The organism is Pseudomonas sp. MT92, assembly GCF_058792515.1.
Genome location: NZ_JBXAFA010000036.1, coordinates 1 through 12971, shown reverse-complemented (window position 1 = coordinate 12971; position 12971 = coordinate 1). Strand labels below are relative to the sequence as shown.

At 58.9% G+C, this 12971-nt stretch carries 11 protein-coding genes; 4 read left to right on the top strand and 7 right to left on the bottom strand.

Features of this window, described 5'->3' with window-relative positions; all coding sequences use genetic code 11:
- Positions 1–88: 88 nt before the first annotated feature.
- On the bottom strand, positions 89–1051 hold the full coding sequence (locus AC1Q6D_RS32890) for a zinc-binding dehydrogenase (protein ID WP_103402564.1): 963 nt from the start codon (positions 1049–1051) through the stop codon (positions 89–91).
- 138 nt (positions 1052–1189) lie between these two features.
- Here AC1Q6D_RS32890 and AC1Q6D_RS32885 point away from each other — a divergent pair, with 138 nt between their 5' ends.
- Positions 1190–3271 (top strand): carboxy terminal-processing peptidase, encoded by a 2082-nt coding sequence (locus AC1Q6D_RS32885; protein WP_167361787.1) that lies wholly within the window; start codon positions 1190–1192, stop codon positions 3269–3271.
- 131 nt (positions 3272–3402) lie between these two features.
- Positions 3403–5193 carry a bifunctional diguanylate cyclase/phosphodiesterase gene (locus AC1Q6D_RS32880; protein WP_103402563.1) on the top strand — a complete coding sequence of 597 codons (1791 nt, stop codon included), beginning with the start codon at positions 3403–3405 and terminating at the stop codon, positions 5191–5193.
- A 117-nt stretch (positions 5194–5310) separates the two neighbouring features.
- Here the strand turns inward: AC1Q6D_RS32880 and AC1Q6D_RS32875 are convergent, their stop codons facing one another.
- The 5 genes from AC1Q6D_RS32875 to bamJ all read right to left on the bottom strand — a co-directional run bounded on the left by AC1Q6D_RS32875 (position 5311) and on the right by bamJ (position 8004).
- Entirely contained in the window at positions 5311–5718 is a 408-nt protein-coding gene (locus AC1Q6D_RS32875; protein ID WP_103402562.1) for an SEL1-like repeat protein, read from the bottom strand.
- Positions 5719–6090, bottom strand: coding sequence for a hypothetical protein (locus AC1Q6D_RS32870; RefSeq protein ID WP_003223109.1), 372 nt, complete (start codon positions 6088–6090; stop codon positions 5719–5721).
- Positions 6087–6428 carry a helix-turn-helix domain-containing protein gene (locus AC1Q6D_RS32865; protein ID WP_047531735.1) on the bottom strand — a complete coding sequence of 114 codons (342 nt, stop codon included), beginning with the start codon at positions 6426–6428 and terminating at the stop codon, positions 6087–6089. Before AC1Q6D_RS32865 ends, AC1Q6D_RS32870 begins: the two co-directional genes overlap by 4 nt.
- A 114-nt stretch (positions 6429–6542) precedes the next feature.
- Positions 6543–6998 carry a YkvA family protein gene (locus AC1Q6D_RS32860; protein WP_103402561.1) on the bottom strand — a complete coding sequence of 152 codons (456 nt, stop codon included), beginning with the start codon at positions 6996–6998 and terminating at the stop codon, positions 6543–6545.
- A 292-nt stretch (positions 6999–7290) separates the two neighbouring features.
- Positions 7291–8004 (bottom strand): BamJ family beta-barrel-assembly machinery protein, encoded by a 714-nt coding sequence (bamJ, locus tag AC1Q6D_RS32855; RefSeq protein WP_103402560.1) that lies wholly within the window; start codon positions 8002–8004, stop codon positions 7291–7293.
- 268 nt (positions 8005–8272) lie between these two features.
- Between bamJ and AC1Q6D_RS32850 the strand changes: the two genes are divergently transcribed.
- Both AC1Q6D_RS32850 and AC1Q6D_RS32845 read left to right on the top strand, forming a co-directional pair.
- A complete protein-coding gene (locus AC1Q6D_RS32850) occupies positions 8273–10075 on the top strand; it encodes a c-type cytochrome (protein WP_103402559.1) in 1803 nt (600 codons plus the stop codon).
- 28 nt (positions 10076–10103) lie between these two features.
- The gene (locus AC1Q6D_RS32845) at positions 10104–11240 is read left to right on the top strand and encodes a catalase family protein (RefSeq protein ID WP_103402558.1); all 1137 of its coding nucleotides are present in this window, start codon (positions 10104–10106) and stop codon (positions 11238–11240) included.
- Between the two features lie 187 nt (positions 11241–11427).
- On the opposite strand, the gene AC1Q6D_RS32840 is transcribed toward AC1Q6D_RS32845, so the two are convergent.
- Positions 11428–12759, bottom strand: coding sequence for an IS4 family transposase (locus tag AC1Q6D_RS32840; RefSeq protein WP_103402557.1), 1332 nt, complete (start codon positions 12757–12759; stop codon positions 11428–11430).
- Positions 12760–12971 lie beyond the last annotated feature (212 nt).

The window sequence follows — 12971 nt, the reverse complement described above, 5'->3', positions numbered from 1 at the left end:
CCCCCCCCCCCCCCCCCCCCCCCCCCCCCCCCCCCCCCCCCCCCCCCCCCCCCCCCCCCCCCCCCCCCCCCCCCCGCCCCCACAGGATTCAGCTCAAGCTTTCGTCAATCACCAACACCACCTTCCCTTCCACTTTGTTGCTCGCCAGTTCCGCAAACGCCGCTTCCGCATCCTTGATCGCAAAAGTCCTGGCCAACTGTGGACTCAAGCGTCCTTCAGCAAACAGCGGCCACACATGCTGGCTCAGATCGCTGAACAGATCGGCCTTAAACTGATCGTCTCGACTGCGCAGGGTCGATCCCAACAACTGCACGCGTTTGGACAGCACCTGAGCCAGATCCAGCTTCGCCTCGCGACCGCCCATCAGGCCAATCAGCACCCAGCGCCCATCCTGCGCCAACAGTTTGAGGTTCAACGCCGAATAGTTGCCGCCCACCGGGTCGAGGATGACATCGAACGGCCCCAGGTCGCGCAAGCTCTCCAGGTCGGTGTTGCGCACCACGCCACCCTGGGCACCGAGCGCCTCGCAATAGGCCAGGCGTTCGGCGGAGCCCACGCTGACCCAGCACGGGTTACCAAAGGCTTTGCACAACTGAATGGCAGCTGAACCAATTCCACTTGCTCCAGCGTGCAGCAGCACTTTTTCACCCGGCTTGAGTCCGGCGAGCTGAAACAGGTTCAACCAAACGGTCGCATACACTTCCGGCAACGCGGCTGCTTCAGCCAACGACATTCCGTCGGGAACCGGCAACACATGCCGTCCGTCGACAACCACCTCTTCGGCCATGCCGCCCCCGGCCAGCAAGGCGCAGACCCTATCCCCCAGTTGCCAGGACGAACCCGGCCCGACCTCGCTGATCACCCCCGAACACTCTAGACCGAGCACCTGGCTGGCCCCCGGCGGCGGCGGATACAAGCCCGCTTTCTGCAACAAATCGGCGCGATTGAGACCTGCCGCAGCGACTCGAATGCGAACTTGTCCCACATCACATGCCGGACTCGGCTCTTCTACCCACTCCACTTGACCTTCAACGCCTTGCAATGCTTTCACAGTGCCTCCATAGTGAGTCTGGACTGAGCCCGTAGCTGTAGCACCGGGCTTTTTGCATTATGCGACCGGCCCTTGTGGAACCGGCGACTTCAAAGACGGCCTAATATGCGTTATCAATTGTCCCCGCGTCGAATCAACATGAAGCGTTTGTTCCCCAGCACCGCCCTCGCCCTATTCATCGGTATCGGCCTGTTGCCGATGTCGAGCAGTTCTTTCGCAGCCAACAGCTGGGACAAGCTTCAACCTGATCGCGACGAAGTCATCGCCAGTCTGAACGTCGTGGAGTTGCTCAAGCGTCACCATTACAGCAAACCGCCGCTCGACGACGCGCGCTCGGCGATCATCTACGACAGCTACCTCAAACTGCTGGATCCGTCGCGCAGCTACTTCATGGCCAGCGACATCGCTGAATTCGACAAGTGGAAGAACCAGTTCGACGACTTCCTCAAAAGCGGCGACCTCAACGCCGGGTTCACCATCTACAAGCGTTATCTGGACCGCGTCAAATCGCGTCTGGATTTTGCCCTGGCAGAGCTGGACAAGGGCGTCGACAAGATCGACTTCACCACCAAGGAAACCTTGCTGATCGATCGCAAGGACGCTCCTTGGCTCAAGTCCACCGCAGAGCTCGACGACCTGTGGCGCAAGCGCGTCAAGGACGAAGTGTTGCGGCAGAAGATCGCCGGCAAGGATCCCAAACAGATCCAGGAAACCCTGACCAAGCGCTACAAGAACCAGTTGGCGCGTCTGGACCAGACCCGTGCGGAAGACATCTTCCAGGCTTACATCAACACCTTTGCCATGTCCTACGACCCGCACACCAACTATCTGTCGCCGGATAACGCGGAAAACTTCGACATCAACATGAGCCTGTCCCTGGAGGGCATCGGCGCTGTGTTGCAGAGCGATAACGATCAAGTGAAGATCGTGCGCCTGGTGCCGGCAGGGCCGGCGGACAAGACCAAACAGGTTGCGCCGGCGGACAAGATCATCGGCGTTGCACAGGGCAACAAAGAGATGGTCGACGTGGTCGGCTGGCGCCTGGACGAAGTGGTCAAACTGATCCGCGGCCCGAAAGGCACCGTGGTGCGCCTGGAAGTGATTCCGGCCAACAATGCGCCGAACGACCAGACCAGCAAGATCGTGCCGATCACTCGCGAGGCGGTGAAGCTGGAAGATCAGGCGGTGAAAAAATCGGTCCTCAACCTGAAACAGGATGGCAAGGACTACAAGCTCGGCGTTATCGAGATTCCAGCGTTCTACCTGGACTTCAAGGCATTCCGTGCCGGTGATCCGGATTACAAGAGCACCACCCGGGACGTCAAGAAACTGCTGACCGAGTTGCAGAAAGACAAGGTCGACGGTGTGGTCATCGACCTGCGCAACAACGGCGGCGGCTCCCTGCAGGAGGCCACCGAGCTGACCAGCCTGTTCATCGACAAAGGGCCGACCGTGCTGGTGCGCAACGCCGATGGCCGCGTCGACGTCCTGGAAGATGAAAACCCGGGGGCGTTCTACAAAGGTCCGATGGCGTTGCTGGTCAACCGCCTGTCCGCTTCGGCCTCGGAGATTTTCGCCGGAGCCATGCAGGACTACCACCGCGCCCTGATCATCGGCGGCCAGACCTTCGGCAAAGGCACCGTACAGACCATCCAGCCGCTGAACCATGGCGAACTGAAGCTGACCCTGGCCAAGTTCTACCGGGTTTCCGGCCAGAGCACCCAGCATCAGGGTGTACTGCCGGACATCGATTACCCGTCGATCATCGACACCAAGGAAATCGGCGAGAGCGCCCTGCCGGAAGCCATGCCGTGGGACACCATCAAAGCGGCGATCAGGCCTTCGGTCGACCCGTTCAAACCGTATATCAGCCAGCTCAAATCCGAGCATGACGTGCGCACGGCCAAGGACGCAGAGTTCGTGTTCATTCGCGACAAGCTGGCCCTGGCGCAGAAACTGATGGCAGAAAAAACCGTCAGCCTCAATGAAGCCGACCGTCGTGCCCAGCACACCGACATCGAAGCCAAGCAACTGGCCATGGAGAATATCCGTCGCAAGGCCAAGGGCGAAGAGCCGCTCAAAGAGCTGAAGAAAGAAGACGAAGACGCCATCGCGGCCGAGCCGGACAAGACCAAGCCAGAAGACGACGCCTACCTGAGCGAGACCGGGCGCATTCTGCTGGACTACCTCAAGCTCAACACCGCGGTAGCCAAGCACTAAGATGATGGCGATTTAATGCTGATGCTCTGCTGAGCGTCATCAAACAGTCATCATTCTGTCGTGAAATAAGGACCGGGCGTGCTCTCTTACCAAGAGCCCGCCCGGTCCTTTTTTTATCGCCAGAGATCGCCATGACCACAACAGAACAGCTGAGTGCGTTGAGTTCAATCCTGACTCAAAGCGGTTTGCACAGTCTGTTCCAGCCAATCATTTGCCTTTCTGAACGACGGATTCTGGGCTATGAAGCCCTCAGTCGGGGCCCGTCCAACAGCCCGCTGCACTCCCCTATTGCATTGTTTGCCGTCGCCCGCCAGGCCGGACGCTTGAGCGAACTGGAAATCGCCTGCCGTGAAAGCGCCTGTCGACGCTTCAATGAACAGCAACTGCCCGGCAAGCTGTTCCTCAACGTGTCCCCGGAATCCCTGCTCGAAGCCGCGCACCAACCCGGCCGCACCCTGCAACTGCTGGACGATTTCGGCATCCCGCCGAGCCAGGTCGTGATCGAACTCACCGAACAGACTCCCACCGACGATTTCGAGTTGCTGCAAACCGCCCTGCATCACTATCGGGCGATGGGTTTTTCCATTGCCCTGGATGACTTGGGTGCCGGCTATTCAAGTTTGCGTCTGTGGTCCGAGTTACGGCCGGACTATGTGAAGATCGACCGGCACTTCATCGATGGCATACATCAGGACGCCCTCAAGCGCGAATTCGTCGGCTCGATCCTGCAAATTGCCAAGGCCTCACGCGCACAGGTGATCGCCGAAGGCATCGAGTTGCCGGAAGAGCTCGCGGTACTGACGGAAATGGGGGTCGACCTGGTCCAGGGCTATTTGCTCTGTCGACCGCAAGAGCATCCGCCCCGGGATGCCCGCCCCATGATGCCGCGGCAGGACAACACCGCCGTGGTGTTGAACGACGATGGCAGCGACCTCAGCGCCCTGCTCAACGACCAACCGGCGGTGACGCGCGACACGCCGACGGCCACGGTACTGGAAGCCTTCCGCCGCCAGGCCAATCTGAATTCGCTGGCGGTGCTGGATGAGCACGGCCAACCGTGTGGCATCGTCCACCGCCATTCACTCTCCGACGCCCTGCTCAAGCCGTTTGCCACCGATCTGTTCGCCCGCAAACCCATCAGCCGCCTGATGAACGATGACTTCCTCGCCGTCGAGGTGAGCCAGTCACTCCAACAGGTCAGCCGCCTGATCACCAGCCGCGCCCGCCAACGCATCGAAGAAGATTTCATCATCACCCTCAACGGCGGCTACCTGGGCCTGGGTAGGGTCATCGATGTGCTCAAGTTGATTACCGAACTGAAAATCCAGCAAGCGCGCTACGCCAATCCCCTGACCCTGCTGCCAGGCAATGTGCCGATCCAGCAATGCCTGACGCGGCTGCTGCAACAGCAACGGGAATCGGTGATCTGCTACGTCGACATCGACAGCTTCAAGCCCTTCAACGATATCTATGGTTACGGCCGTGGTGACGAAGTCCTGTTATGCCTGGCGCAATGCCTGAACGACCGCGTCGACCCGTCCCGCGACTTCGTCGGCCATATCGGCGGCGACGACTTCCTGCTGGTGCTCGGCCCGGAAGACTGGCGCAAGCGCTTGAACCAGTTACTGGAGGACTTCCAGAGCCAGTGCCGACGCTTCTATCGCAGCGAACACCTGGAAGCCGGCTGCTTTATCGCGCCCAATCGCCAAGGCCTGCGCCAGGAGTTCCCCTTGTTGTCCCTGTCCATCGGCGTGGTGCATTTGCATCCACAGGCCTGCGATCAACTCGATGCCAGCCAATTGGCCGAGATGGCGTCACAGGCCAAACACCACGCGAAGAATGTGCAGGGGTACAGCGTGCATGTGATCGATAGCCTGGCGGCGCCGGAGAAAGAGGGTGTGCTGCTTGCCGGGCATCGATGAAGGGTCTGACGCCATCGCGAGCAGGCTCGCTCCCACATGAAAGGCGGGCCCTCAACAGATCCACTGCGGGACCGAGCTTGCTCGCGATGCCGCCCGCCGGAACAACACGATTTTGGGCTATAGCCCGTCATCTCGAGCCGCCAGCTCTTTAAGCTTGAGCTCGGCCAATGGATGCCCGGCCTTCGCTGCAATGTTCCAGAAACGCGCCGCTTCAGCCGGGTCCGGCGCCTTGCTCGGCGTCCCGGCGAGGCTGATCACCCCGACCTGATACGCCGCTTTGCCATCACCCGCCAATGCCGCCAGGCGCAGCAAGCGAAGGCCCTCTTCGCGAGCGCCCAGACCGACGCCGCGAAAGGTCAGGATGTGGCCATAGAAGCTCTGAGCGTCGACATCGCCCAGGTTAGCCATACGGGCGAACTGGCCTTCGAGCCAGCTCCAGCCACGCGGCTGTCGCACGAACCATTGCCAGTGAAAAAGCCGGCGTGCCAGCCAGTAACTGACCTGCGCCTTGAGTCGGAAAAACACTCAGGCCTCCGCCGACTCGGGGTACTCGTACTCGAACACCCGCACCACTTCCGAGGCATGCCAGGACGCGGCCGCGACGCCATCGGACGGCCCGGAAAATCGCCCGAGGCGCTCGACGCATTCAAAGAAACCGGTTCGTGGCAGGCGGCTGGCGCCCTGGCTGATCACCAGCGAACTGCGCAGCGGTTGTTCGGCTTTGGCATCCAGTGCCGCCAGATGCTCGAGCGCGGCAGTCAGGGTTTGCATGGCGGGCGTTGGAAGCTGCAAACGCTCCAGCAATGCCCGATAGGTCAATAGATGACGCTGACGGCGCGCCTGATCCAGCTCGCCCAGCAATCCGTCCCAATGTTGACGACTGATGCGTACGCTCACGATTCATCCCTCCACCCTGGCACCGTCAATTCCCAGGCCAGGCTTCGGCGGATGGCCGCGTCGGGCAGACGCTCGCCACTTTCGATCATGGCCAGATAAGACGGGCTGATGCCTACCGTGCGGGCCAGCGCCTCGATGGCGATGCCCTTCCCTTCGCGCAAACTGCGTAGTTGATCAAGACCTGGAAGAATCGGGTCCTGGGTTGTCGCAAGCGGCGCTGCGGCCGGACGCGACGGTGCTTCGTTAATGCCTGCTGCTTTCAGTAGAGCCTGATACTGAGCCCACGGCAGAACCGCATATTCGGGCTCGCCTTCGCGTGTAATTATCTGAATATCCATGACTACCCCGTAGGACAACAACACTTAGCGAGTCGGCACTTTTCCCTAGAAGTGTAATCCTAACAGCGGCCAAGGTCGCGGGGGGTATCTATCTGCGGCTGAGATTGAATCAGTTCAGTTCTTTTTCGGCCCCTGAAGCTGAAGTTGTTCAGGGGTATCGGGCAGGCGTTCGACCACGGCAAGCTTCTCTGGCATTTGACGTTTACGCCATTCGCGGAAAGCATTGAGTTCGTCATCGAGGACTTTCATCAACCAGGCCAGTACAGCGATGTCATCCAGCATGCCGAATACCGGAATGAAATCCGGAATCGCGTCCACCGGGCTGAGGAAATACATCAGGCCCGCCACGACCGACACCAGCGCTTTAGGGCTGATAGCCCGGTATTCACCGCGCCAATAAGCCAGGCAGAGTGCCTGCAACAGGCCCAGATCATCCTTGAGTTTGCCCAGCCGATTGCCTTGACTGGCACCTTTGCTAGCCACCGCGAACAGCAAGGTCGGCAAACGTCCACGAGCAAGCAGTCGTCCGGCCAATGGCAGGAAACGAGCAAAATTCCAGGGTGCTTTCATCACGCCTCCCATGTAAATGTTATCCACACAAATTGTGGATAACCTTGTGAACAGAGCAGCTTTTCGTGGCTGAAAGCCCCGTTGCATAAGGGCCCAACTCAGATCGGGCGTTTTTTACCCATCTAAAAAAACCCAATATTTCATTGACTTGGCGATCTGGCGAGGTTAACGCCGCTCCGACAATGTCTATGACTGCAGCCTGCTGCATCTGTTCGCTTTGTTTACCCGCGCCACACACCAGATGCAACAACGCCCCGCATTAGCGAGGCGTTGTTGTTAGAGCGGACGCTGATTACTTGGCAGCGTCTTCTTTTGCCGGATCCTTGATGCCCAGCAGTTCCAGGTCGAACACCAGCACCGAGTTGGCCGGAATCGCCGGGCTTGGGCTTTGTGCGCCGTAAGCCAGTTCGCTAGGAATGTACAGCTTGTACTTCTCACCGACGTGCATCAGTTGCAGGCCTTCAACCCAACCCGGAATCACGCCACTAACCGGCAGATCGATCGGGCTGCCGCGCTCGACGGAGCTGTCGAAAACGGTGCCATTGGTCAGCTTGCCGGTGTAGTGGACAGTCACTACATCAGTCGGCTTTGGCTGAGCGCCATCGGATTTCTTGACCACTTCGTACTGCAAGCCCGAAGCGGTGGTCACGACGCCGGCTTTCTTGGCGTTTTCTTCGAGGAATTTCTTGCCGGCGGCTGCCGACTCTTCGCTCATCTTGGCCATACGCTCTTCGGCACGCTTTTGCAGCGCTGCGAAGGCTTCAACCAGCTCTTCATCTTTCAGTTTCTGTTCTTTCTTGCCGACGGCATCTTCGATGCCCTGGGCTACGGCCTTGGAATCCAGGTCATCCATGCCTTCCTGAGCCAGGCTCTTGCCCATGTTCAGGCCAATGCCGTAGGAAGCCTTTTGCGCCGGGGTTTTCAGCTCTACGCTGGTCTGCGAGTCGCAACCCGCAAGTACCAGGCTAACCAGGGCCACCGCCGCCGCCAACCGATGCTGTTTCATGCTATTTCCTTGTTCATGCGCCTAAAGGGCAATCGAGTAAAGCCGCGAGCTTATCAGGCGGCCACGACCAATGGCTACCGGCATGAGAGCCGGAAATTTTGGATAAGTTCAGGTGTTTAAACGCTTTTCGGAGTGTAGATGATGAAACTTCCGTCATCAGACTCACATAGACGCCGTTCTGCTACCTCACAATGTCTGGCGTAATGGCCACTTGCCGCTGATCTGGCACTGAGGCATAAAAGAACAATAATCGACAAGGACGTTTATCTTGCGCCTCTTCTTCCGTTTGCTGATGCTGATCTTAATCCTGGTCGGGCTGTGTCTGGCCGTGGTCCTATACTACGTCGCCAACCCGAAACTGCCGGCCTGGTCACCTGCGCAACAGGTGCATTATCTCGACCAATGGAACGATACCGACCGTCAGACCTACTATTTCACACCTCAGGGCACGCAGGTCAAAGGCCTGCACTACGACTGGTTCACGGCGCTTGAGCTGCCCTTCTCGCAACAACGATTCGCCTCTCCTGAATACCTCGCACGCTTCGGCTTTTTGATCGATCCCAATCAGAAACCCACGCCGAACAATCCCGGAAATCTTCCGGTGGGCTTTGCCCGGCACCAAAATCCCGGAAGCGCGGATACGTTTCTGGATATTACCTGTGCCGCCTGTCATACCGGGGAACTGCGTTTCAAAGGCCAAGCCGTGCGCATCGATGGCGGTTCGGCGCAGCATGTCCTGCCCTCCAGCGTGCCTACACTACGAGGTGGCAGTTTCGGACAAGCCTTGGTAGCGAGCCTGGCAGCGACTTATTACAACCCCTGGAAATTCGAACGTTTCGCGCGTCAGGTGCTGGGGCAGGATTACGACGCCCGGCGCCAACAACTGCGCCAAGAATTCAAGGGTTCGCTCGATACTTTCCTGAAAGTGGCCTGGAACGACACCCATCGCGGGCTCTACCCGACTGAAGAAGGGCCGGGGCGTACGGATGCTTTCGGGCGCATCGCCAATGCCAGTTTCGGCGATGCCATTACCCCCGAAAATTATCGCGTAGCCGACGCCCCGGTGGACTATCCACAGCTATGGGATATGTGGACATTCGACTGGGTGCAATGGAACGGCTCGGCGCAGCAGCCCATGGCTCGCAATATCGGCGAAGCCTTGGGTGTAGGCGCCACGCTGAATTTTTTCGACCGTAATCGGCAACCGCTCAAGGGCGATGATCGTTACCCTTCCAGCGTCCGGGTGCGTGATTTGCATCTGATCGAAGAAACCCTGCAACGGCTCGCACCGCCCGCCTGGCCCGAAGAACTGTTGGGGCCCATCGACAAACCCTTGGCCGCAAAAGGTCGCGCACTGTTCAGCGAAAACTGCGCCGGCTGCCACGTACCGCGGGTGACTCAAGGCCAAGGGCGATATGTGCAACACTTGAAAATGCTCCCGGTGGAATACATCGGCACCGACCCCGGTGCTGCCAACAACATTGCCAATCATCGCTTTGACCTGACGGCGCTGCAATGGAGTCAAACCGAGCTTGATCAACTGGATGTCGAACCCAAACCTGAAGCCCCCCTTGATCTGAGCCAGATGTCGGTGGCCAAAGGGCTGGCCTATGTCACAGCGTTTGTGGAAAACCGGGCCTATCGCGAGGCCGGCATCACACCCGCCGAGCGACCTGAAATGGATGGATTCGGCTTGCCGATCGGTGTTCGCGAGTTACGCGCCTACAAGGCCCGGCCATTGGCGGGGGTCTGGGCGACAGCGCCGTTCCTGCACAACGGCTCGGTGCCAAGCCTTTATCAATTGCTCTCGCCTCAGGATGAACGCTCAACCACCTTTTACAAAGGCACGTTCGAGTACGACCCGAAGCACCTGGGCTATCGCACCGAAGCCTTTACCAATGGCTTTGTGTTTGACACGCGCATTACCGGCAACCACAACAGCGGCCACGAGTTCCGTGCCGGCAAGCTTGGCAATGGCGTGATCGGCCGTCTGTTGCAACCACAGGAGCGCTGGGCGCTGCTGGAGTATCTCAAGGTGCTGGGCGGACCTCTTGAGTCGCAATTGCCATGACCCTCGCCCTTTGCAAAAGGATTTCTGCATGCTCATGACCCTCTGGCTGCGCCTGGGCGCATTTCTCGGCAAGACGCTGCTTTGGCTGCTGGGTCTTGGGCTGCTTGGCTGGGCGCTGATCACCGCGTGGTTTGCCTGGCAACACCGCGGCCCCGTATCGGCGCAAGAGCTGATTCCGGACGGCGAAGCGGCAATGACTCAGGACATCATCCAGACCGCCGTGCGCATCGTCGACCAGCACCGCGATAACACCCGCTATCTGCGCGATGCTCATGCCAAGGCCCACGGCTGCGTGCAAGCCGAGGTCAAAGTGCTGCCGGACCTGGCGAACGATTTACGTCAGGGTGTGTTCAGCGAACCGGGCAAAACCTGGCAAGCGACGATGCGCCTGTCCAACGGCAATGCCTATCCGCAGTTCGACAGCATCCGCGATGCCCGGGGCATGGCGATCAAGCTGCTCGATGTGCCGGGCAAACAGCTGCTGAGCGATCAAACACATCGAAGCGAACAGGACTTCGTGATGTTCAACCACCCGAACTTTTTCGTCAGCGATGTCGCCGAGTATCGTCAAAACGTCGCCGCACAGGCAGACGGCAAAAAAATCATGGCCTTTTTTCCGGGTTGGGACCCGCGCACCTGGGAGATTCGTCACCTGTTCGTTGCACTGAAGACCCTGTCACCCGCGCCGCCGAGCGCGACCCAGGCCACCTACTTTTCAGTTTCGCCTTACAAATTCGGTGAAGCCAACGCCAAGTTTCGTGTAATGCCCGACCCGCAAAGCTGCCCGCCCTACAGCTTGCCTGCGCAAAACCAGAAATTGCCGAACTTCCTGCGCAATGCGCTGAGCCAACAGCTGTCGACAGATCGGGTACCTGCGTGTTTCGTCTTGCAGATTCAGCGCCAGGACGCAAACAAGTACATGCCGATCGAAGACACCAGCATTGAGTGGAGCGAGAACGATGCGCCCTTCCAGACCGTGGCACGAATCAACGTGCCTGCACAGGACTTCGACACGCCTGCGCTGAACCTGCAATGCGACAATCAGTCGTTCAACCCATGGTTTGGGCTTGAGGCTCATCGTCCTATCGGCGGCATCAATCGGTTGCGCAAAGCCGTTTACGAAGCCGTCAGCGATTACCGACACGCCCGCAACGCCGAACAGTAGGAGCGAGCCTGCTCGCGAAAAACCCGAGAACACCAAGGAGGGGGGGGGCAAATTTGCAGCGTTATCCTTGACGACCATCGTCGGAACGCCGCCCCGAGCAAGTTCGCTCTTACCATCGAAGGGCCGATTCGCCGCAGGAAAAGCCAAATGCCAGACAGCAAAAAGCCCGCATTGAGCGTAATGCTGTTCACTTAAGTGGAGCAGCCTTACGGTCTACTGGAAATTGGGTTTTTGAGATCTTCACCGTCCTTGGCCTCGAAGGCCTTGGACGGTGATCCAGAAACAATCCTCCAATACCTGCCCTTAACTCTGCCAAGCGCCTCCCTGTGGCTGAAATCGGGTTGGCCGCTGCCATCACAATCAATTGCACCGCGATGTACTGACAAGCCGGTTTGAAACGGATGTCCGAGGGCGCTCGGCCAAACGCCACCGCTGCCTGACTGGCTTCCCGACGAATTACGTTGTAAGCCAGCAAAAGTCCCCACACCTCCTGATAAATCAGCTCGACTTTTTTGCTGCGCAAGGTCATGGCGTTCTGTTGCATCGAACTCTTGATGTCTCTGAAGCCCAGCTCGATCTCCCAGCGTTCCTGATAAAGCTTGGCCACGGCTTTGGCGTTGTAGGTGTCAACCGGCAAGGACGTCATGACGGTCTTCACCTTGCCTTGAATTTCATAGCTGACTTCACGTACCTCCCAGTGCGATGGAAGGGCCGGATTTCGCTTTCTGGCCTGCGGCGAGACTTTCATGCGCACCAAACGATCATGCTGGCTGTAGCGGCTCACTTCTTCGCAGACCAGTCCTTTTTTTGCCGGGATCAACCAGTGACGGTTGCTACCCGCGCTGCTCAGACTCGACAGCAGCTCGGCGCCCCAGAACCCTTTGTCGAACAGCGTCACCGAGTGGTCGGGAATCTGCTGCAAAAACTCGTCGGCCAAGCGCATTTCACTGCGTCGGTAAGGGCTCAATTGCGCATCCAGGATCACATGCGAACGCACATTCATCAGCGCCACCAGGCGCAGCATGGGAAACGGTGTCTGGCGCTCACTCGGAGTATTTCCCGACCCGAAGTGGTCCCGAAGCTCGGGCGTATCCGGGGTGCGTAAAAGTGCACCGTCCACCGCGAATACCTGCAGGTCGTGCCAGGCATCATCGTCGTAGCGCTCTGCCCCCCATTGAGTACCGGTCTTGCGAAACAGCCACTCAACAGGATCGGCACCGAGCCGCTTTCGCGCCTCGGTCACACCGCTGCGGGCCAACAAGTGGTCAGAAGCCAGACCTTGGGCGCAGATATTCAGGCGTCTGGCCACTTCGTGAACGGGCTCATCTCGAAATAGCGCCATCCCCAAGACCAACCAAAGCACTTGATCAGCGGGCAGACGACGCCGGCGAATGGTCGCCTGACTCGACAAATCCAGTGCAGACGCTACCCATTCAAGGGGAATGTTTTGAGTAAAAGTGCTCAGGTCGCAGAAGTTGAAAAGGTCGCCGAGGTCGAGCAGGTCCTGTTGAACAGACATAAAAAATCCGATGCCAGAGGTCTGGCATCGGATTTTCGATGAAGCCCGGTTTGGACTCAAATGCTTAAGTGAACAGCATTACGCATTGAGCGGGCTTTCTGTGGTGACCTGGCGTTCAGTGTTCCAGGTTACCGAATATGGCGCAGCGGACGGGACTCGAACCCGCGACCCCCGGCGTGACAGGCCGGTATTCTAACCGACTGAACTACCGC